Raw genomic sequence first — 20,822 nt, forward strand, 5'->3', positions numbered from 1 at the left:
GCCGAGAACCCCGGATTACTTCAGCTGTATCTCCCCTTCCCCGCAGACGACGACCGTGTGCCCGTGATACTCGAACCCGACCGACACTGACGTGTCGGCGGAGTCGAGCAGTCGTTCCAGCAGGTCCGCGTCGAGTACCTCCGCAAGCGGCGGTAACGCCATCGGGTCCACCCCGTCCGCCTCCGCGACCCGTTCGGCGATCCTGACGACCAGGTCGTCGCCGTCGGCTGTTTCGTTCGGGGATTGTAAACAGTTCATAAAACGGGTTCATGGTAATTGCTGATAAAGCTGCTGGCCAATCGTTTCGGTACACCGATCCCGTTTACAACCGGCCCCCGCTCACACGACCCCGAGCAGTTCGAACAGCCCGAACAGCACGTCGCCGTACGTCAGCGCGACCGCGAGCCCGACGAACGTCGGGACGAGAAACGGGACGCCGGGCGATACCCACACCGTCTCCGCGGTCGAGAGCACCTGCAGGCCGTCGCGCAGGTCCCGCTCCGTCGCCCCGTACGCGCCGTCGACGTCCGCCAGGAACGCCGCCGCGCCCCACGGGTCGTCGTACTCCCCGTCGCCGTCGGCGGCGCGCTTCCCGTCAGCGTCGTCCAGTTCCGGGACGGAGCCGTCGCCGCCGTCCGGGGCCGCCGCCACCGCGCCGTCCGTCGGCGGGTTCGGGTCGTCCGGGAGCGTCGCCGGGTTCCGCAGCGCGTCGGGATTTGCCCGGAGGGTCGACAGGTCGACCCCGCGCCAGCGCAGGTACATCCGGAGGGCGTCGAGGTCCAGGCCGCGGCGGGTGCCGCCATCCGGTGCGGAGAGCAGGCGGCCGTGAGTCTGCGGAACCGCCTCGACCGGCACCGGCCGGCCGACGAACATGGTCGTCGACAGCCGCCCCGCGGCGGCGTTTCTCGCGGCCAGCACCAGCGGCGCGGCCATCCCGAACAGCACCGTGTTCGTGAGGACCGTAAAGGAGAACACGCCGACGTTCGTCCCCTGCACCGGCAGCGTCGCCCACGGGAGGTCGTACGTCGGGTACGCGGGGATGAGCAGGGCCAGCGTCAGCAGCGCCTTCGCGTCCGCGCCGCCGAAGCCGCCGCTCCACCAGAACAGGTAGGCCAGCGGCACGACCAGCCCGACGCTCACCGCCGTCGGCACGAGGAAGCGCCGCCAGACGAACTCGCCGGCGGTCCAGGCCGTCCACGCGTCCCACGCCAGCAGCGCGAGCGCGAACGCCGTCAGCGGGACCCAGACGACGTTCGAGACGCGTCTGGTCGCGATGTCGCGGTACGCCGCCCACGCGAAGGCCGGGACGGCGAGTAGCCGCAGGAGGTCCGTCGGGTCTGCGTCGACGAGTGGCCCGGGCACGTTCGCACGGGTGGGGGCCGCCCTGTTAGGCGTTGCGCTTGGCGGGTGCCGGACGGCCGCCGTGACTCGATGTGCACGGCGTGCACAGCGGCCGTCCAGTAACATAATGGTGACATCAGGGAACCGTTCACCATGGTCAGTGACCGGCTGTCTCGCCGGCGGATGCTCGCTGCAGCGGGGCTCGCTGGTGCCCTCGCCGGCTGTACGGACCTCGTCGGCGACGGGGCGTCAGGGACCACTGCACCGTCGGACGGCACCGACACCGACAGCACCGACGCCGAAACGGCCACGCCGAACGCGGCCCCGCGAATCGCCGACATCTCCATCGCGCCGACCCCGGCGTCGCAGACCGATATCGTGACGGTGACGCTCACGGCGGCCAACGACGGATCCGCCGCGTTCGACGGCGAACTCGTCATCGGCAACGGTGAGTCCCCGATCGCGAGCGAACCGGTGACCATCCCCGCCGGCGAGACCACCAGCGTCACGGCCGAACGGGAGGTCCTGCGTGTCGGTGAGCGACGGTTCGAGGGGGCGATCCGTCGGAACGGTGGCCGGGTCGACCGGGAGCAGGCGAGCGTGCAGGTGCAGGGATCCCCGAACTCGTTCGTCGGCGTCGACGGCACGTCGCTCACGCTCGACGACGGCACGTTCTACCTCTCGGGGGCGAACCCGAGCATGGAGTTCACGCTGGGCTTTGGCCACCCGCACCACGACCGACTCCGTCCACACATGTTCGAGGGGCTCAGCCGCGTTGGGGCGACTGTTGCTCGCGTCCTCGCCGGGAACGCACCCATCGAATACGGTGGGCCGTTTCCCGGCGAGGACAACTCGGAGTTTTTCAGCCGGTTCGACGAGGTCGTCGTCCGGGCGAAACGCCGGAACGTCCGGCTGGCAGTCCCCATCATCAGCGGCGCGCCGAGCTACCGCACCGACCCTGCCGAGAACCTCGCCGCCGACGTCCCCGGCTTCGTCCACCGGTCCGACACCGCGGAGAAAATAAACGACTTCTATCACGACGAACAGTGTCTCGCCCTGTACAAACAGTGGGTCGAGGAACTGCTGACCCACGAAAACCAGTTCACGGGCGTCGAGTATCGGAACGACCCCACGATCATGCTGTGGGAGCTCGGCAACGAGGTCGAGTACTACAAGGCCTGGGAGCGCGACAGGCAGACGCTCCGGCCGTGGATCGAGGAGGTCGGTCCCTTCGTTCAGGAACTCGCCGGGGACCAGCTACTGACGACGGGTATCCACGGCTGGCCGGATAGCCGGAACAACTTCGTCGAGGACCACCGGCCCGACTGTATCGACGTGTGTTCGCTCCACTGGTGGGTTGGCCGGGCGCACTACGACCTTCCGGCGGACGAGGCGGCGGCCCTGTTCGACGAGAAGATCGCCGCCGCCCACGAGACCATCGGTAAGCCGCTGTGGTTCAGCGAGTACAACTGGGGGTATCCCGGCGGCGGCGACGCCGAGGGGATCGAGGACGAGTTCCTCGAAACGCGCAACCGGAAGCTGCGACGGCTACACGACCGGCTGGACGAAGCCGACGTTGCGGCCACCGCGGTCCACGAACTGACATCGAAGCACGTCCTCGAAAACATCATCGAGCGCCACCGGGAGACGGGGAGCACGGAGATCTACGCGGATGCGGATGCCGGGACCGTCGAGGAACTCCGTCGGTACGCCCGTATCACCCGGGAGAAATCGACGTCATCGGCGGTTCCGGACCTCCCGCCCGACGAGTACACGCTCCCCGAAAACCGCGGCTACCCGTCGAACGAACGAGTTCGGTCGTGGCTCAGATGACGCGGTTCTGCTTGACTCGCCACACGTCACGGAAGCACGAGCAATTGACTGGAATCGAGCCGGGGCGGCCACGACCACACATCTGTACGCGATTGATGGGGACGCGAATCGATTCTCGGAGCGACGACTGGAACACCTATAGTCGAGTCGGTGTGGCTCTGTGCTGGAGGCGAACCGAGGTCGTATGCGCTGCTGGACATACGCGACGAGCTCGTCCCGATGTTCGGCGTCGTTGAGGAGGCACTCGCCCGGGCTGGATTAGTGGTCCGACGACCGCTTGTCTATCGGGATGGGAAGATTCGCGGCCACGTTGTCGGTGATTCGGGGGCGTTACAGGGGGTTCTGGAGGGGTTGCCCGAGCCTGAACGTGCAACTCAACGAGATCGGACAGTTCCGCAGTGCCCGTGTGAACCCCGTGTCAAAGCTCAGCGACCGACAGTGGGAAGCACTTGAAACTGCGCTCGAACTGGGCTACTACGACCAGCCCCGGCAGGTACCCACGATGATATCGCTGGACGGCTCGGCTGTGCGTCTAACACGGCGAGTGGACACCTGCAAAAAGCCGAGGCGAAACTCGTTCGTGCTGTCATGGGGCTGTCGGAGCGACCATCTGACGACAGTTTACCTTCGCTGGTGAAGCCGGTCTGATGTGTGATAAAAACGCCCACGCCATCTTCTTATATCTGCGACCGGATTGTAATTACTTCGGAACAGATGTTTCGTTTTCTTGTCGCTCGATCAGGCATCCCGCGCCACGGAAAATCGATGCGCAAACCGATACCCTGCAAAATCCGCTGACTGGCCTCGGTAACGGCCAAATATTTTTTGCTCCTGGGGAATATGTTGGCGGTATGTCACCCGGGCGTGGCGAATCACTACGGTTTCTCGTCGCTGATGGCGAGGCGTCCTTTGCCACGTCGGTTGCTGATTCTCTCGAAGCCGCCCATGAGGCAGTCACTGCTGAGGCAATTTCTTCGGAACGCGAGGTCATCGAGCAGGGAGCGAGGATCAGTGCTGACGCAATCATCGTGGGAGACACACTCCAAACGCCAGTAGAGACGATTGCACGGCTCACGAATGGGTCTGACCGTCCAGTCGTGCTGTTAACCGACAGTACGTCAAGAGAGCCGATCCCGGCGGCTATCGAAGCCGGTGTCACGGATGTCCTCCCACGGGTAGCCGCAGAGAGCCAGTATGAACTACTCATCGAGCAACTCAGCAGCGAACAGGGGTCCAACGGTGACTCACCGGGGGCGAACGAGGATGCTAACGGCTCCAGAAGCGCCGCGGAACGCGCGTACCGGTCGGTGTTCGAGAACGTCAGCGACGGTCTCGTCGTCCACGACCCTGAGACCGGTGAGATCGTCGATGTCAACGAGCGGTTCTGCGAAATGAACGGGTATGAACGAGCGGAACTAATTGGCAAGGATATCGGAATCGTGACCGCGCCCGCCGAGGAGTATAGCTACGAGGCCGCCTACGAGAGGATCGAGGCTGCCCGAACGGAGGGCCCACAACTGTTCGAGTGGCGTAACCAGCGTCGAACCGGCGAGACATTCCCCGTCGAAGTGCATCTCTCCGTCGTTCGACTCCAAGGCGAGCAACGCGTCTTAGCGAGCGTGCGAGATATCTCCGAGCGCAAGCGCCGTGAACAACGCTTGAAGGTGTTCAACCGCATCCTGCGACATAATCTACGCAACCGGGTTGACGTGATCAAAAGCCATGCAGCGGAGTTAGCAGATCGCACCGACGGTCACGACGCAACCCGAATTAGCACCGCAGCCGATAGGCTTGCGGCAATTGCCGAGCGGGCACGTAAGACTGACCAGTTCATGTCCCGAGAGCGCAACGAAACGACGGTCAATCTTTCAGAGCGTATCGGGACGATCCTTGACTCGATTGGAAACTCGGATCGGCACGTGACTATCACACGTGATCTGCCGAAACGATCCACACTCGTGACTGACGGTGAAGTGATTGACGTGGTCTTGGAGAATGCTCTAGACAACGCTATCCAGTACGCCGAATCGTCGGTCGAAGTAACCGTTGAGTCGGTTCCCGATGGATACGAAATCAGTATTACTGACGACGGCCCTGGGATCCCATCCGAGGAGCTAAGTCCACTCGACGCGCGGACTGAAACGGATCTTCAGCACGGGCGTGGGTTGGGTCTCTGGCAACTCAAGTGGGGTGTGCAGAAACTCAACGGGCGTCTCTCATTTGACGTCAGCCGGGGAACGATAGTCCAGATCACCATTCCAGACCTTCGAGCGGATGGAAGACACCAGTAGGCCACGGTACGCTGCTGACGGGTTCGGTCACAACGCGGCGAAGGAGTTGCGCTCGCTGAGTTTCGGATGGGGCGCGGTACAGCGGATGTCGCCCGCTCTAACGTCTGCTATAGTGGCGAACCAGTGCCGTCGGTGTGGCCAAGCCGGCCAGCGGCTGTGGTGCGCTGGTCGGCGGCGGTGACGAGTTCGGTGCCGTCACTCGCCCCGAGCCGTGGGGCGGCATGTTGTTGTAGACGGTCTCGTACACGTGTCTTACCGCACCCCTCCGAATTCTTGCGATTGCTCTCTTAGCTTACACCTGTCTATCTATCCGTTGAGAGTAACTACCAGAATACGGTCATCACTCCGAGAGCCTTTTGCGCGGGGAGGATCAGAATAATCGGCTTCTGCGTGGCTCTGTGGCTCCCCCAAATGTTAAACGAGCGTTTTACGCAATTACCTATATGACGCGGTTCTGCAGGTAGTCGAGGTGCTTCGCGTTGTAGACGATCTTGACCTCGTCGGCGTCGGGGGAGCCGATGCAGGTCAGGCGAACGTTCTTCTCCTCGACCTCCTCGTCGGAGAGGATCTGCTGCATGTCCATGTCGATGTCGCCCTCCTTGACGATGGCCGCGCAGTTCGCACACGCACCGGCGCGACACGAGAACGGCCAGTCGTACCCCTGGGCCTCCGCGGCCTCGAGGATGTACTCGCCCTCGTTGACGTCGAGCGTGCCGTAGTCCTCGTCGCCGAGGCCCGCGTCGGCCGCTTTCTCGAAGAGGTCGTCGTCGTCCATGTCCCAGCCCTGGTCGTCTAGCACTTCGTAGTTGAGGTATTCTACCGTGGGCATCACCTTGGCGATTCGACCCCCTGACTGTTAGAAGTTGCTGTTTTCGCGCCGGCGGACGCGATACAACGATCGTGAAGGAGTCGGTCTCGCCGCCGGACTCGTCGCGGATGACCTGTCGCGGTCGGTCGGTCACCCGACGATCCCGGGCACGAACTGGAACACGAGGAAGGCGGCGATCGTCGCGATGGCGGGCACGAGGTTCTGGAGCGCGATCACCCGCGCCGTCGTCGCCGGTTCGAACAGGTCGGAGGCCCGGGGGATGTCGTCGGCCTCCTCGTCGCCGATCGGCGGCACGTCCCTCGGTTCGGTCTCATCGGGATCCGGGGTCGGGTCGCCGACCGTCGCCGCGCCCTCGTCGGCCTCCGCGGCGAGCGCGCCGACGGAGATGCGCTCCGGCCCCTCGCCGCGAACCGTGTCGGCCACGGTGGCGGTGCGTGTCGCCCGCCCCCAGCCAAGCCCGAGGATGCTCATCGTCGCCACGACGACGAAACTCGCCGGGATGCCGAGCACCGAGAGGACGGTGATGAGCGTCGCGCTCACCACCTCGACGACCAGCGCCGCGAGCAGGGGGAGTTCGGTGAGGTCGTTGCCCATCGTGTCGAGCGTCCGGCGGGCGATCGTCACCGCGCCGAGGCCGATCGCGCCGGCCGCCAGCAGGATGCCGGCGTTCATCGATATCGAGCCGTTGCCGACCAGCGGCGCGACGGCGTTGGCGACGTTCGACGCCCCGGCGGAGAACGCCATGTAACAGCCGATCACGATCACCAGAGCCGTCCCGACGAACTCGCGGGGCGTCGTGTTCGGTCCCAGTCCGGGACGCGGGATCGCGCCCGAGCGGTCGAGCGCGAGCAGGCGGCCCTCGGTCTGGGTGACCTCGAAGCGCCGGACGAGCGCGGGGTAGAAGTACCGCCCGATGACGCCGCTCACCCAGAAGGCGATCACCGGGGCGACGATCCACCACGACACGATCTCCAGCATCACGGCGGCGTTCAACTGCCCGGTGGCGACGCCGAGCCCGGCGATCGCCCCCACCGCGGTCATCGACGTCGACGCCGGGACCCCGACGACGTTCGAGAGGAACAGCGCGAAGCCGATGAAGAAAAGGACCGTGATGCTCACCTCCAGCGAGAACAGCCCCGACGGGACGATCTGGCCGCCCATCGTCTCGACGACGTTGCGGCCGACGGTCCACCCGCCGAGCAGCGCGAATACGGCCATCAGACCCCCTGCTGCGAGCTTCGAGACGACGCCGCTGCCGACCGCCGGGCCGAAGGCGACGCCGGTGGAGGACCCCCCGATGTTGAACCCGACGAAGGCGGCGACGGCGATCCCGACCGCGAGAAGTATCTCGGACACGGTCGTAGTATCGAGAGTGGGAAACATAACTCTTGCAGACACCGGCGAGCGGCAGCTGCGGTCCGCGACCGGCTCCGTGGCGGCGTCCCGGTGGCTTTACCGCCCTCCCGCGCCGACAGGATGCCATGACACCGTTCCCCGAGTTCGAAGTCGTCCCCGCCGTCGACGTACAGGACGGCGAGGTCGTCCAGCTCGTGCAGGGCGAGCGCGGCACCGAGAAGCGGTACGGCGACCCCGTCGAGTCGGCCGAGCGCTGGGTCGACGACGGCGCGGCGACGCTCCACCTGGTGGACCTGGACGGCGCGTTCGAGGGCGAGCGCGCGAACGCCGACGCCATCGGCCGCGTCATCGATGCGGTCGACGTCGACGTGCAACTCGGCGGCGGGATCCGGACCGCCGACGACGCCCGGGCGCTGCTGGACCGCGGCGTCGACCGCGTCATCCTCGGCACCGCGGCCGTCGAGAACCCCGACATCGTCGGCGAGATAAGCGACACACACCCCGGCTCCGTGATGGTCAGCCTCGACGCGAAGGAGGGGGAGGTCGTCGTCTCGGGCTGGACCGAGGGGACCGGACTCGACCCCGCCGCGGCGGCCGAGCGGTACGAGGAGCTGGGTGCCGGCGCGATCCTGTTTACCGATGTGGACGTGGAAGGGCAACTGGACGGCGTCAACACCGACCCCGTCGAGCGGATCGCCGAGGCTGTCGAGATCCCCGTCGTCGCCAGCGGCGGCGTGGCGACGCTCTCCGACGTACGCGCCTTGCGCGACGCCGGCGCGGCCGCCGTCGTGGTCGGGAGCGCGCTGTACGAGGGCCGGTTCAGCCTGCGCGAGGCGGCGCGGGCGGTCGAGTAGTCGGCCTACTCCCCGTCGAACCGCGGCGCGTACCACGAGCGCACGGCGAGCGTCGAGACGGGGAGTTCCGCCGTCACGGTCGCGGGCGTCGCGTCGCTCGCGGCGACGACCGCCGCGGCGGCGATCCCGAGCGGGTCGTCCGAGTCGTGTGGGTCGACCGCGGCGAGTCGGTCGCGGGCGCGCCCCTCGACCGCCGCCGGCAGGTCGCACGCGTCGACCACGCGGCCGACGAACCGCTCCGGGCCGGTCGCGGAGAGGCAGAGCCCGAACGCGCGCACGAGTTCGTCGTAGGCGCGGCTCACGAGGTGGTGGGGCAGGTCGCTCGCCTCGACGACCTCCGCCTTCGTCCGCGGGAGTTCGGCGAGCCTGACGGCGGCGTAGGTCGCCGCCGCGCCGACGGTTTCCGGGTTCCGGTCCGGACAGGCGTCGGCCTCGAACGCGCCGTGGAGGAGCCGGTGCGCGTCGTCGCGAGTCTCGGTCGGGAGCGACAGCGCGCTGGCGAGCCGGTTGACGGCGTACTCGCCGCGGAGCGTGGTGCCGTCGCGCGACCGGTCGGCGGCCGGAACCGTCGCCTCCGTCGGGGCCGTCGCCATCAGTCGACCACCCCGGCCGGTGCAGTCTTCGAACACGGATCGTAAAGGGAGACGTCAGTTTCTATCATGCTCGTTTACTCTTGCTCGGTTTGGAGTATCGTATGTCTGCTTCTATGCTGGAGAAGTTTAATTATTTCCCTTCTCAGCATCGCGGCTGATCGCCCGCCCGACGATCCGGAGTGGCTGTGGACGAACGCAACCACCTTGTACGCCCGGCGTCATGGACCGGTATGAGCGACCGCACGGCCGCCGTGACCCGCGAGACGGCCGAAACCGAGGTCGAGGTGACGCTCGACGTCGACGGCGACGGGGAGTCGACCGTCGACACCGGGGTCGGCTTCTTCGACCACATGCTCGAATCGTTCGCCAAGCACGGCCTGTTCGACCTGACCGTCCGCTGCGACGGCGACCTGGAGATAGACGACCACCACACCGTCGAGGACGTGGCTATCGTCCTCGGCGAGGCGTTCGACGAGGCGCTGGGCGACCGCGCGCGCATCGAGCGGTTCGCCGACCGCCGCGTGCCGCTGGACGAGGCGGTCGCATCGGTCGTCGTCGACGTGAGCGGGCGTCCCGTGTTCCGCTTTTCCGGCGAGTTCTCGCAGGCGTCGGTCGGCGGCCTGACCAGCCACATGGCGAAGCACTTCCTGCGCTCGCTGGCGACGAACGCCGGCCTGACGCTCCACGCGGAGGTGACCGGCGAGAACGCCCACCACGAGATCGAGGCGCTGTTCAAGGCGACCGCCCGAGCGATGGACGACGCGACCCGGATCGACGAGCGTCGCTCCGGCGTCGCCTCCACGAAAGGCGACCTCTGACCGGGGCACTCCTTCTCCGCGGATCCGCGTGTACCAGCCGATAGCGCCGGCGCTCGGCACGGAGTTGGGGTGTGGGGACAGATTTAAGTAGGAGTGTAAAGCATTCTTTACTGTAAAGGGAGCTTTACGACAAGTGACCTTGACACCGATGACGCCACCACACCGCCCCTCCGACCCGACGCATCGCACGAACGCCGCCCGCCCCGCGACCGACGGCTCCGGCGACGCATCCCCGACGCGCCGGCGGCTGCTCCGCGCGCTGGCTGCCGCCGGAACCGCCGCAGTGGCGGGCTGTAGTGGCGGCGACGGAACGACGACCGACGCGTCCGCCACGACGACGGGGACCACTGCGTCCCGGTCCGCGACCGACGCCACGACCGAGTCGCCCGACACGACGACCGACCCCGACGATTCGGCCCTCCCGACCACCGGCGACGTGCCCCCGGAACTGGACGGCGTCGACGAGGCGGTGCGCTCGTTCGTCGCGGACCGCGGGATCACCGCGGCGGCGCTCGGCGTCTCGAAGGACGGCGAACCCGTCCTCGAACGCGGGTACGGCTGGGCCGGCGACGCCCAGTCCACCCCTCTGTCGCCGGACGCACCGTTCCGGATCGCCAGCCTCACGAAGTCGCTGACCGCGGCGGCGGTCCGGTCGCTGTTCGGCGACGGCCTCTCGCGCGACACGACGGTCCTCTCCGTGCTGGACCTGGAGCCGCCCTCTGGCGAACTCGGCGACGAACGGCTGCGCGACGTGACCGTCGAGCACCTCCTGACCCACGCCGGCGGGTGGAACGCGCAGGCGACGTTCGACCCCGTGTTCCACGATTTCGCCATCGCCGACGCGCTCGACCTGTCCGGGCCGCCCGACACGCGCGATATCGCCCGCTACATGCTCGGCCAGCCGCTCCAGTTCGACCCCGGGTCGCGGCACGTCTACTCGAACTTCGGCTACGCCCTGCTCGGTCTCGTCGTCGAGGCCGAGTCGGGGACGCCGTTCCCCGAGTACGTCCGCGAGACACTGTTCGACGGGTCGCCGCCCGGCCCGCTGTACGAGGGCCGGACGCGCCCCGACGAGCGCCGCGACGCCGAGCCACACTACGAGAGCGCCAACCGGTGCCCGAACGCGATGGCGCTGGAGTCGGCCGAGCGCGTCCCCTGCGCCGACGGCGGGTTCCACCTGTCGGCGCTCGGCGGAGCCGGCGAACTCGTCACCGACACCCGAACCCTGCTGACGTTCCTCCGGGACCACCCCGTCGACGGCTTCGCGACGGCCGAGGACTACCCCCACGAGCCGGCCTTTGGCTCCCTCCCGGGCACGTTCACGATGCTCCACGAGCGCGAGGACGGCGTCGCCGTGGCGGTCCTGCTCAACCGGCGCGGCCGGGGGTACGGTTCGATCGCCGAGGTCGTCGGGAGCGCGCTCGACGACGTGGACGCGTGGCCCTGACCGCCCGCCTGCCCGCGGTACGCCGAGGTTACGGCGCGTAATCCCGTCTTTCTTCGGCGCTCGGTCGTCCCTGCCCGAGATCAGTCATCCCGGCCGCCCGGAACCTCCGGTGAAACCAACCGACTCGGCCGCGAAATGCCGTTCGCTGTCGCCTCCCACACGTACATTTCTAGCCCCGCCGTGCCCGGCCGTGGCTACGATCGTAGCCGTTCCGCGTAAGCCCCGCACGCCGCTACGGTAAGGTACGATGAATCCCACGCTCACAACGGTAAGCTCGACGTACGACCGCCCCGCCGCACCCGAAACGGGGGTGTCCGAACCGTGATGTGGCAGGACCTCGTGTTCATGGCCGGCAGCTCCCTCTCGATCGTCTTTCTCGCGCCCACGCTCCGCGACGCCGACGCGCAGGTACCCCTCGGCACCAGCCTCCCCTCCATGGCGATCGGGCTGGTGTACGGCGTGACGTTCTCGACGCTCGGCATGCCGTTCTCCGCGGCCGGCGCGTTCGCCGCGGGGACGATGTGGTCGCTCATCGCGGTCGTCCGGTCCCCCACCGACGCGACGACGCTGACGCGGCGCGAGGGCCTGCGGCTGTTCGCCCGCGACCTCCGGCGCTGGCTGGACCGTCGCGTCCCCTCCGGGCGGGACGGCGTCTGACCGCGACGTGTCGCAGTCAGGTAGCTGGCGGACGCAAACGCGTCAGTCGTCCAGCCGCGGCAGGACCAGCGAGACGACGGCACCGCCGCGCGCGCTCTCGTCGAACTCGACGTGCCCGCCGTAGATGTCGGCGATCCACGCGACGAGCCACAGCCCCAGCCCGCTGGCGTGCTGGAGCTGCGTGATCTCGGCGTCGCCGGTGACGACCGCCTGCTCGTGCTCGGGGATGCCCGGCCCGTCGTCGGCCACGCGGACCGCGACGCGCTCGCCGTCGGGGTCGACCGTCACGCGAACCGTCCCCTCGCCGTGTTCGACCGCGTTCTCGACCAGGTTCTCGACGGCGACGGCGATCCGGTCGTCGCCGGCCACTCTGGCGGTCCCGGCGGCGTCGAACTCGATGCTGACGCCGTCCAGTCGGTCGAAGGTGTCGATCACCCGGCGGACCACGTCGACGGCGTCGACGCCGGTGCCGTCGCCCTCCTGTTCGACCAGCTGCTCGGCCTCCCGGGCCTTGTCGCTCAGCGCGACCAGGTCCTCGACCGTCTCGACGAGCGTCCCGGCGTACTCCGCGACCGTCTCGTCCGTCGTCCGTGCGGCGATCTCCTCGCCGTACCCGGCCACGAGCGTCAGGTCGTTCCGGAGGTTGTGGCGGAGGACGCGGTTGAGCACCTGTAGCTGGCGCTGCCGGAGCTGCTGTTCGGTGATGTCCGTGTAGATCCCGAAGCCGTACACCTCGTCGCCGTTCTCCGTGTACGGCAGGCCGCGAAAGAGGAACTGCCGTGGACCGTCGGCGGTGAGCCGCCGCACCTCGCGCTGGACGACCCGCTGTCGCTCCGACTGGCGGTCCAGTTCGACGGCCTCGGACCGCTGGTCCGGGAGCAGGATGTGGTCGTTGATCGACTCGCCGATCACCGTCGTCGGGTCGTAGCCGAACACGTCGGCGAAGGCGGGGTTGACCGACTCGACGACCGGCTCGCCGTCGACGAACCGAACCTCGACGACGGCGTCGGGGATGTTGTCGAACAGGTACTCGAACCGGCTCCGCTCCTCCCGGAGCCGGGTCCGGGCCTGCTCCAGCGCCGAGAGGTCGCGAACGCTCCCGACGGTCCCCTCGAACCGGTCCTCGGACGGCAGCAGCGACAGCTCGATCTCCACGGGGAACGGGTCGCCCTCGGCCGTCAGAAGCGTCGTCTCGAACGTCTCGCTGTCCCGGTCCGGCTCCCCGAGCAGCGACCGGACGATACGCTCGCCCGTCTCGACGGCCTCGCCGTCGATGACCGTCGAGACGTGGCTCCCCACGAGTTCCTCCCGTTCGCGCCCCAGTCGGTCCGCAAGCGGCGGGGTGACGTGCGTGAGTTCCCCGTTCTCGTCGGCGACGTACAGCATGTCCTGGACCGTCTCGAACACGGTCTCGAACCGCCGCAGCTCCGTCTGCCGGTCGACGCGGTCCAGCGCGACCGTCGCGCTCTCGGCGAGCAGGCGCGCGAGCTGTTCGGCCTCCTCGTCCCGGTCGTCCCCCGTCGCCCCCGCGACGACTGCGCCGTGGTCCCCGAGCGGCACCACCAGCAACGACTCCGGGGTCGCGCCGGTCGTTTCCTCGACGGTCCGACTTTCCCCTGTGGCCAGCGCCGCCGCGACACGGTCGGCCGCCGGCGGCGCGTCCGGCCCGGTGAAGCCCGGCGCTGTCCCGGTGACCGCCGCCGGCTGCAGGTCGCCGCTCGCGTCGTCGAGCAGGTACACGCCGCTCGGCTCGAACCCGAGCACCTCGGCGACCGCGTCGGCGACGATCCGGGCGACGGCCGCCGCCGACTCCGCCTCGATCAGCGACCCGCTGGCGTCGAGCAGCCCGTTCAGCGTCGCCTCGCGCTCCTTGCGCTCGGTGATGTCCCGGAGCGAGCCGGTGAAAAAGCGCTCGCCGTCCCGCGTGAACTCGCCGAACGAGACCGCGACGGGGCGCTCGGTCCCGTCCGCGAGCTCGACTGGCAGCTCGATGTAGTTCCAGTCGAGCTGTCGCTCCCCCGTGTCGAGGTAGCGGGCCACCCCCTCCCGGTGTGATTCGCGCAGTCGCTCCGGGATCAGCTTCGTCAGCGGCTGTCCGACGAGCGCCTCGGTTTCGTACCCCGTCAGGTCGCTCAGCGCCTCGTTGGCGAAGACGATCGTGCTGTCGGCGTCGACCGTGACGACGGCGTCGCTGATGCTCTCGGCGACCGCCCGGATGGAGTCGAGCGAGGGGCCGGGCGGCTCGCCGTCCATCGCGGCCGCGACGCGGTCGGCGACGGACTCGCTCGCCGCCAGCGCGTCGCGTGCGACGTACTCGGTCACGTCCAGCCGGGTCGCGTCGGCGGCCTCGTGGCCGTCCGCTTCGTCGGCGACCAGCAGGACCGGCACGTCGGGGTCGTGCTCTCGAACGGCGGCGACCACGTCCAGCCCGTCGAGCCCGTCGAGGTCGGACTCGGTGACCACGCAGTCGACCGACCCGTCGCCGAGCGCTTCGAACACCTCGCCGAGCGACGTGGCGACGCGGCGGGTCGCGTCCTCGGGGACCAGGGCGCGCTCGTCACCCGCGGGCCGGACGGCCAGCACGACGTTTGCCTCCCCCATTCTACCGGCGTCTCGCGGCGGTGAACCATCAATGCTCCGGCCTCGCCCGGCGGCGATTCTACCGGACCCGCCACCACTAAGGGACGCTCCCCCGAGATCCGAGACATGTTCGACGACATCATGGAGAAGTTCGAGGGCTCCCCGAGCCAGCAGGCGGTGATCCGCCTGCTTCTGGAGCGGGGCTTCTCCGTCAACGACGAGGGGCGGGTGGTCTCCGGGGGGATCGAGATCCCCAACACCGGGATCGCCCGGGAGATCGACGTGGACCGGCGGGTCGTCGACTCGACGACCGACGCGATCCTCGCCGACGACGAACTGCGGCGGATCTTCCAGAACATCTCCGCGATCCCGAGCCTGATGGATCTGGCCCCGGTGCTCGACCTGACCGTCCTGACCGTCGCTGTCTCCGACGCCGAACAGGAGGGGATCGTCGCGGAGATCACCGGCCTGCTCGCGGCCCGGGGCATCTCGATCCGGCAGACCATCAGCGAGGACCCCGAGTTCACCGACGAACCCCGGCTCTACGTCATCACCGACGCCGAGATCCCGGGCGACCTCATCAACGACATCCGGTCGCTCGACTTCGTCCGGAAGATCGAACTGCAGTGACCACCCCCCGGGGCCCGAACCGGGCCGCCGGCCGGACCCACCTCGCAACGCTCTTGGGCGTGCCCCCGGTAGGATCGGACATGGACAAGGGGACACGCGGGGCCGTGGAGTCGGTGGGCGTATTGCTCGCCGCGCTGACCGGCGGCCTGCACCTGATGATCGGGCTTCCCCGATTCACGATCTATCTCGACGCCGGGCAGCCGTTTCTCGACATCCGGCAGTTCCTGTTCGTGCTCTCCGGCGTCGCCGTCTTCCTCGGCGTCACGCTGTGGTACATGGGGCTCCGGCGCGACGCCGTCTACGGGGCCGGCATCCTGCTGATGCTCGGCTACCTCGTCGGCTGGCTGGTGCTCGGCGGCCACGGCGGCCAGTTCGCCTGGCAGGGCGGCCACCACGCCGGCAGCCCGCTCGTCACGCTGTTCGAACACCTCGTCTCCGACTGGCGGTTGCTGCTCACGAAGGTCATCGAATCGTCGCTGCTGGTCGTGCTCGTCGCGCTGCTGTACGACGAACTGACCCGCGACGACGCGGATGCAGACGACTCGGGGGCGACCGCTGACGACGCGGCGACGGACGCCGACGGCGCGGGCGTCGGCGACGCGGACGCGAGCTGATGGCCGACGACGCCTACCGAACCGTCGACGGCCGCGCGACCGCCGCCTTCGAGGTACGAGGGTCGGAGTTTCTCGGTCACGTCGCGCCGGTCGAACGCGTCGACGCGGCCGAGGCGTTCGTCGACGAGGTGCGCGCGGAGTACGACGACGCGACGCACAACGTGCCGGCGTACCGCGTCCGGGCCGACCCCTTCCGCGAGTATTCGAGCGACGACGGCGAGCCGTCCGGCTCGGCCGGCAAGCCCGCGCTGAACGTGTTACAGGGCGAGGACCTGGAGAACGTCGCCGTCGTCGTCACGCGCTACTACGGCGGGACGAACCTCGGCGTCGGCGGGCTGGTGAGCGCCTACGGGCGCGCGGTCAAGGACGCCGTCGAGGCGGCCGGCGTCGTCGAGCGCCGGCCGCACGAGACGGTGGTCATCACCGTCGACTACGACGACTCCGGCACCGTGCGGTCGACCCTGGAAAGCGCCGGCGTCGCGTTCGACGCCGCCTACGAGGCCGACGTGCGGTTCGAGGCGACCGTCCCGGTCGCCGACGCCGCCGACCTGCGGGACCGGATCCGGAGCGCGACGAGCGGACGGGCGCGGATCGAGTAGCTCCGTACCGCTACCGCCGGCTCCGGACCGATACTGAGCGTTCAAGGGGTGCGTTTCGGGAGGAGATCGAGACCGCCCGTCCCGCCGTAGTCCCCCGTGTTCGACCCGAAACTCAGGGGTTCGACGCGCGTCGAACTAGTCGACGATGATCTCGTCGTCGCCGTCGTCGATGACCTCACGGTCGGTTCCCATCTCGGTCTCGTAGCGGTCGATCCAGTCGGCGAAACACTCCGGGCAGAGCCGCTGGGAGTCGATCTGCGAGCGGTCGACCGTCAGTCGGACCGTCCGGGCGAGCGCGTCGGAGACGGGGTCGCCACAGCCGTCGCAGCCATCTGTCATGGGAAGGCCGTGGGACCCCGTGACAATAGCCTTTTACGTCGTCCGGAACGCGCGGTCGCCGGCGTCGCCCAGCCCCGGGACGATGAAGCCGTCGTCGTCGAGGTGGTCGTCGATGCTGACGGTCAGCAGGTCGGTTTCGGGGTACTGCTCGCCGACGCGCAGGAGGCCGTCGGGCGCGCTCACCGCCGAGAGGACGATGAGGTGTTCCGGCTCCGGCGAGTTCTCGATGACGTGGTCGAGGACGGCACACATCGTGCTCCCGGTCGCGAGCATCGGGTCGGCGATGATGACGGTGTCCTCCTCGCGGATCTCCGGCAGCTTCACGTAGTCGATTGAGATGGGGAACTCGCCGTCGTCCATCCCGGCCTCCTCGTCGCGGGAGGCGCTGATGACGCCCTGGCGGGCGCGGGGGAACGCCTTGAGCAGCCCCTCGACGAACGGCGTCGCCGCGCGCAGGACGTTGATGATGACCACGTCGTCCAGTCCCTTCACGCGCTCGCCCATCGTCTCCTCCAGCGGCGTCCGGATCGAGACGTACTCGGTCTCCATCCGACCGTCGATGATCTCGTAGCCACAGAGGCGGCCGAGCTTCACCAGCCCCTTGCGGAACGCGACCTGCTCGGTGTCGACGTCCCGGAGCTGTGAGAGCGTGTCCTTCGCCAAGGCGTGGTCGACGACGTACGCGTCGTCGCGGTCTTCGATCGTCATTGGCCGGTACACCGTTCGCCGAGGATTATAAGGTAACGGTTCGAAGCCCCCACGATGCGAACTGTCGAGGTGTCGCGGTTCGTGCAGGCGTTCCCGGACGAGGTCGAGCGCGCGCTGACGCCCGCCTCGGTCGTCGAGTACGAAGGTAGTTTCACGGTTCGAGATGTCGACGACCGCGGCGACGAGTGGATCGTGACCGTCGGCGGCGCGGGCGTCGAGTTCCCCCTCCGGTTCGAGCGCCGGGAGGCGGGGCTGTACTACGAACAGGCCGGCGACGCCGGCCCGCTGGCGGCGATGGAGACGACGCTCTCGGTTGCGCCGGAGAACGAGGGGAGCCGCGTCACCGCCCGCTCGTCGGTCGCCGGCGGGATGCCGCTGTCGACGCTCACGGACCGACTCGTCGCGTGGAAGCGGAAGGGGGAACTGCGTCGGGCGCTCGCCGAACTGGCGGCGGACCTCTCCTGACGCTCGCCGCGCCGACCGGCGCGGACGGCTCGTTCACGGCTCGTACGGGTGGACGTCGTCGACGGCCGGTGCGCCGACGGCGAGCACGCGCGCCGCCCCGTCGGCGTCCTCGGCGACGAACGCGCGTTGCGGGCTGTCCGGTTCGACGACGAACGCCTCGTTTGCGGCGACGACGTGGGTCCCCTCGGGCGTCTCGACGGAGAGTTCGCCGGCGACGACGTAGAACACCTCCTCCTGCTCGTCGTGGTAGTGGTACGCCAGGGGGATCGCCTCGCCCGGTTCGGGTTCGTACACGTTCACGGCGACGTTGTCGAGGTCGGCCGTCTCGCTGATCGACCGCCGCGTGCAGGGGCGGTCCGGCGTCGGTTCGACGTCGTCCAGAACCACGTGCTGGTATCCCATGGCCGACGCTATCGGAACGCCGGCCCAATACAGCTTCGGCGGCGGTCGGACGCCGGGACTGAACGCGCGGGAAAGGGTTAACAGATTCCGCACGGACGATCCTGACGAACAGCCATGGACAGCGACGAAAACGAGGCCTGTGGGCGCTGCAGCATGACCACGGTCGTCGACGCGGCGGAGGTCGACCGCGACCCGTTCGACGGCGACCGGATCGAGGTCGACGAGGACGAACTGCGAACGGCGGCGAAACCCGCCGTCCTGCTCGGCCGCGCCAAGCGGCGACTCAACGAGATCGCGACCAGCCTGACGTACGGCCGGTAGTCCTCGAACCGGGGGATCGCCGCAAAGCGTTTAACCGTTCCCGCGCGTACGGACGCCAGGCGCATGGAAGAGAGCATCTCGGGGTTCAAAATCCGAGGGACGTGGGGGGACGTGGTCGAACACGGGGAGCGAGTGACCCGCGCGCTCCGCGACCTGGACGTCAACGAGGGTGACCACGACTACGCCGACGCCTTCGACGAGTGGAACGAGTGGCGGCCGAAGTCCCACGAGCGCATGGAGGCCGACGTGAGCGAGAAGACGGCCGAGCAGGCCAGCGTCGGCGAGGGTAAAGGCGAGAAGGCGGGGAAGAACCCCGACGAGGACATCCAGACTGCGGGCGAGAAGCTCACCGAGTCCTACGAGAAACTGGAGGACGACGACCGCGAGGGCGCGGTCGGCAAGTGGGGCGAGTCCCTGGAGTACGTCGCCCGCGCGGCCGACTCCGCCGGGCGCAAGGCCCTGCGCGCGGTCGAGGACACCGTCTACCAGCGCGTGATGACCCAGATCGCGCCGTACTACTTCGACAACGAACTCGTCAGCGCGAACCTCCAGAACACCACGAACGGCGACGGCGAGGAGACGTTCGTCTTCGAGATCAACGTCAACGACGACGACCTCAAGGAGTCCGTCTCCGAGCGCCTCGCGGAGTACGAGGACACCGTCGACCGCTGGCACGTCGACACCGAGAAGGAGACCGAGAACGTCGAGGCCGTCGAGGGCGTGGAGGCCCCGGAGGACGAGGAGCGGTCAAAACCGTCTTCGAACTGAGCGGCGTTTCATCGCCGCGATCGCGAAGCGGTTTTGAAGAAGCCATCCTCGAACTGACCGCAGTTCATCTGCGGTCCCGCGACGAAGGCTCGAAGAAGCCATCCTCGAACTGAGCGGCGGTGGCCCGTTCTCGCGGTGCCGCAGACGGTAGGCACTTGTACGACCCCCGAGTAGCCGGTAGCCAATGGTAGCAGCCGGGACGCTTGCGACGGTCGTTGTCGCCGGACTGGCCAGCCTGTTCATGGCCTGGGCGATCGGTGCCGGGTCGAGCGGCTCCACCCCCTTCGCGCCGGCGGTCGGCGCGAACGCCATCTCCGTGATGCGGGCGGGCTTTTTCGTCGGCATCCTCGGCTTCGCCGGCGCGGTGTTACAGGGCGCGAACGTCTCCGAGGCGGTCGGGCGCGAGCTGATCGGCGGCGTCACCCTGTCGCCGGTCGCGGCCGTCGTCGGGCTGACCATCGCCGCGGTGCTCGTGGCGATCGGCGTATTCGCGGGCTACCCCATCGCCACGGCGTTTACCGTCACCGGCGCGGTGATCGGCGTCGGGCTGGCGATGGGCGGCGACCCGGCGTGGGCGAAGTACCGCGAGATCGGCACGCTGTGGGTGCTGACGCCCTTCATCGGCGGCGGGGCCGCGTACGCCACCGCGAAGACGCTGCGCGACGAACGGGTGCCCGAGCGGGTCGCGATCCCGCTGCTCGCGGGGGTGGTCGCGGCCATCGTCACCAACATCAACTTCGTGGTGCTCGGCCCGGCGGGCGAGGCCGCGAGCATCGCCGGAACGCTCGCGCTGACGGTCGCCGACGGCGGCCTCGCCGCCCGCGCCGGCATCACGGTCGGGCTGGCGCTCGTCGCGGTCGGCGCGCTCGCCCGCGACATCGACGCCGACCCGGCGGCCGGCCAGCGCCACTTCCTGCTCGTGCTCGGCGGCCTCGTCGCGTTCTCGGCCGGCGGGAGCCAGGTCGGGCTGGCCATCGGCCCGCTGCTGCCCCTCGTCTCCCCCGGGTCCGCCGTGGTGGTGCCGCTGACAACGGTGCTGGTGTTCGGCGGCGTCGGCCTGCTGGTCGGCTCGTGGACCGGCGCGCCGCGAATGATCAAGGCGCTCAGTCAGGACTACTCGTCGCTGGGGCCGCGGCGCTCGATCGCGGCGCTGATCCCCTCCTTCGCCATCGCGCAGGCGGCGGTCTTCTTCGGGATCCCCGTCTCGTTCAACGAGATCATCGTCTCGGCGATCATCGGCAGCGGCTACGCCGCGGGCGGGAGCGGCGTGAGCGGGCGGAAAATGCTCTTCACCGTGCTCGCGTGGGTCGCCTCGCTGACGATCGCCGTCGTCGCGGGGTACGGCGGATTCCTCGTGGTCGACGCGGTCGTGTAGGG

At 68.6% G+C, this 20,822-nt stretch carries 23 protein-coding genes; 14 read left to right on the top strand and 9 right to left on the bottom strand.

The window, feature by feature from the left end; all coding sequences use genetic code 11:
* Positions 1-15: 15 nt before the first annotated feature.
* Together D8896_RS00695 and D8896_RS00700 are read right to left on the bottom strand one after the other, a co-directional pair.
* Complete coding sequence (locus D8896_RS00695) at positions 16-258, bottom strand: HalOD1 output domain-containing protein (protein ID WP_162991379.1); 243 nt, start codon at positions 256-258, stop codon at positions 16-18.
* An 81-nt stretch (positions 259-339) separates the two neighbouring features.
* Entirely contained in the window at positions 340-1,362 is a 1,023-nt protein-coding gene (locus D8896_RS00700; protein WP_240451981.1) for a prepilin peptidase, read from the bottom strand.
* Positions 1,363-1,494: 132 nt separating this feature from the next.
* On the opposite strand from D8896_RS00700, the gene D8896_RS00705 reads away from it, so the two are divergent.
* The 3 genes from D8896_RS00705 (at position 1,495) to D8896_RS00715 (ending at position 5,465) form a co-directional block, all read left to right on the top strand.
* Positions 1,495-3,174, top strand: coding sequence for a hypothetical protein (locus tag D8896_RS00705; protein WP_162991380.1), 1,680 nt, complete (start codon positions 1,495-1,497; stop codon positions 3,172-3,174).
* A gap of 289 nt (positions 3,175-3,463) precedes the next feature.
* The gene (locus tag D8896_RS20110) at positions 3,464-3,811 is read left to right on the top strand and encodes a helix-turn-helix domain-containing protein (protein ID WP_121820155.1); all 348 of its coding nucleotides are present in this window, start codon (positions 3,464-3,466) and stop codon (positions 3,809-3,811) included.
* A gap of 214 nt (positions 3,812-4,025) precedes the next feature.
* Entirely contained in the window at positions 4,026-5,465 is a 1,440-nt protein-coding gene (locus D8896_RS00715; protein ID WP_240451982.1) for a PAS domain S-box protein, read from the top strand.
* 439 nt (positions 5,466-5,904) lie between these two features.
* Here D8896_RS00715 and fer read toward each other — a convergent pair whose 3' ends face one another.
* Together fer and D8896_RS00725 are read right to left on the bottom strand one after the other, a co-directional pair.
* Entirely contained in the window at positions 5,905-6,294 is a 390-nt protein-coding gene (gene fer, locus D8896_RS00720) for a ferredoxin Fer (protein WP_121820157.1), read from the bottom strand.
* A gap of 129 nt (positions 6,295-6,423) precedes the next feature.
* The gene (locus D8896_RS00725) at positions 6,424-7,650 is read right to left on the bottom strand and encodes an inorganic phosphate transporter (protein WP_121820158.1); all 1,227 of its coding nucleotides are present in this window, start codon (positions 7,648-7,650) and stop codon (positions 6,424-6,426) included.
* A 125-nt stretch (positions 7,651-7,775) separates the two neighbouring features.
* Here D8896_RS00725 and hisA point away from each other — a divergent pair, with 125 nt between their 5' ends.
* On the top strand, positions 7,776-8,504 hold the full coding sequence (hisA, locus tag D8896_RS00730; protein ID WP_121820159.1) for a 1-(5-phosphoribosyl)-5-[(5-phosphoribosylamino)methylideneamino]imidazole-4-carboxamide isomerase: 729 nt from the start codon (positions 7,776-7,778) through the stop codon (positions 8,502-8,504).
* Positions 8,505-8,509: 5 nt separating this feature from the next.
* Here the strand turns inward: hisA and D8896_RS00735 are convergent, their stop codons facing one another.
* Positions 8,510-9,097 (bottom strand): transcription initiation factor IIB family protein, encoded by a 588-nt coding sequence (locus D8896_RS00735; protein ID WP_121820160.1) that lies wholly within the window; start codon positions 9,095-9,097, stop codon positions 8,510-8,512.
* Positions 9,098-9,327: 230 nt separating this feature from the next.
* Here D8896_RS00735 and hisB point away from each other — a divergent pair, with 230 nt between their 5' ends.
* From hisB to D8896_RS00750, 3 genes are all read left to right on the top strand, one after another.
* Entirely contained in the window at positions 9,328-9,915 is a 588-nt protein-coding gene (hisB, locus tag D8896_RS00740; RefSeq protein WP_121820161.1) for an imidazoleglycerol-phosphate dehydratase HisB, read from the top strand.
* A 133-nt stretch (positions 9,916-10,048) separates the two neighbouring features.
* On the top strand, positions 10,049-11,362 hold the full coding sequence (locus tag D8896_RS00745) for a serine hydrolase domain-containing protein (RefSeq protein WP_162991382.1): 1,314 nt from the start codon (positions 10,049-10,051) through the stop codon (positions 11,360-11,362).
* Positions 11,363-11,683: 321 nt separating this feature from the next.
* A complete protein-coding gene (locus D8896_RS00750; RefSeq protein WP_121820163.1) occupies positions 11,684-12,019 on the top strand; it encodes a hypothetical protein in 336 nt (111 codons plus the stop codon).
* A gap of 42 nt (positions 12,020-12,061) precedes the next feature.
* Here the strand turns inward: D8896_RS00750 and D8896_RS00755 are convergent, their stop codons facing one another.
* Positions 12,062-14,620, bottom strand: coding sequence for a PAS domain S-box protein (locus D8896_RS00755; RefSeq protein WP_121820164.1), 2,559 nt, complete (start codon positions 14,618-14,620; stop codon positions 12,062-12,064).
* 105 nt (positions 14,621-14,725) lie between these two features.
* Here D8896_RS00755 and D8896_RS00760 point away from each other — a divergent pair, with 105 nt between their 5' ends.
* The 3 genes from D8896_RS00760 (at position 14,726) to D8896_RS00770 (ending at position 16,442) form a co-directional block, all read left to right on the top strand.
* On the top strand, positions 14,726-15,229 hold the full coding sequence (locus D8896_RS00760; protein WP_121820165.1) for an amino acid-binding protein: 504 nt from the start codon (positions 14,726-14,728) through the stop codon (positions 15,227-15,229).
* An 80-nt stretch (positions 15,230-15,309) separates the two neighbouring features.
* Complete coding sequence (locus tag D8896_RS00765; RefSeq protein ID WP_121820166.1) at positions 15,310-15,843, top strand: hypothetical protein; 534 nt, start codon at positions 15,310-15,312, stop codon at positions 15,841-15,843.
* Positions 15,843-16,442: an IMPACT family protein gene (locus tag D8896_RS00770; RefSeq protein WP_121820167.1), complete on the top strand. Its 600-nt coding sequence runs from the start codon at positions 15,843-15,845 to the stop codon at positions 16,440-16,442. Before D8896_RS00765 ends, D8896_RS00770 begins: the two co-directional genes overlap by 1 nt.
* Before the next feature lie 135 nt (positions 16,443-16,577).
* Here D8896_RS00770 and D8896_RS00775 read toward each other — a convergent pair whose 3' ends face one another.
* Together D8896_RS00775 and upp are read right to left on the bottom strand one after the other, a co-directional pair.
* Positions 16,578-16,781 carry a DUF7569 family protein gene (locus D8896_RS00775; RefSeq protein WP_121820168.1) on the bottom strand — a complete coding sequence of 68 codons (204 nt, stop codon included), beginning with the start codon at positions 16,779-16,781 and terminating at the stop codon, positions 16,578-16,580.
* Between the two features lie 33 nt (positions 16,782-16,814).
* On the bottom strand, positions 16,815-17,489 hold the full coding sequence (gene upp, locus D8896_RS00780; protein ID WP_121820169.1) for a uracil phosphoribosyltransferase: 675 nt from the start codon (positions 17,487-17,489) through the stop codon (positions 16,815-16,817).
* Between the two features lie 54 nt (positions 17,490-17,543).
* On the opposite strand from upp, the gene D8896_RS00785 reads away from it, so the two are divergent.
* Positions 17,544-17,954, top strand: a complete 411-nt coding sequence (locus tag D8896_RS00785; protein WP_121820170.1) for an SRPBCC family protein — start codon at positions 17,544-17,546, stop codon at positions 17,952-17,954.
* Between the two features lie 33 nt (positions 17,955-17,987).
* Here D8896_RS00785 and D8896_RS00790 read toward each other — a convergent pair whose 3' ends face one another.
* Entirely contained in the window at positions 17,988-18,356 is a 369-nt protein-coding gene (locus tag D8896_RS00790) for a cupin domain-containing protein (protein WP_121820171.1), read from the bottom strand.
* Positions 18,357-18,470: 114 nt separating this feature from the next.
* On the opposite strand from D8896_RS00790, the gene D8896_RS00795 reads away from it, so the two are divergent.
* The 3 genes from D8896_RS00795 (at position 18,471) to D8896_RS00805 (ending at position 20,820) form a co-directional block, all read left to right on the top strand.
* Complete coding sequence (locus D8896_RS00795) at positions 18,471-18,677, top strand: hypothetical protein (protein ID WP_121820172.1); 207 nt, start codon at positions 18,471-18,473, stop codon at positions 18,675-18,677.
* Between the two features lie 63 nt (positions 18,678-18,740).
* Positions 18,741-19,445, top strand: a complete 705-nt coding sequence (locus D8896_RS00800; protein WP_121820173.1) for a DUF5828 family protein — start codon at positions 18,741-18,743, stop codon at positions 19,443-19,445.
* 184 nt (positions 19,446-19,629) lie between these two features.
* Positions 19,630-20,820 carry an inorganic phosphate transporter gene (locus D8896_RS00805; protein ID WP_121820174.1) on the top strand — a complete coding sequence of 397 codons (1,191 nt, stop codon included), beginning with the start codon at positions 19,630-19,632 and terminating at the stop codon, positions 20,818-20,820.
* Positions 20,821-20,822 lie beyond the last annotated feature (2 nt).

The sequence above is a fragment of the Halostella salina genome, from assembly GCF_003675855.1.
GTDB lineage: Archaea > Halobacteriota > Halobacteria > Halobacteriales > Natronoarchaeaceae > Halostella > Halostella salina.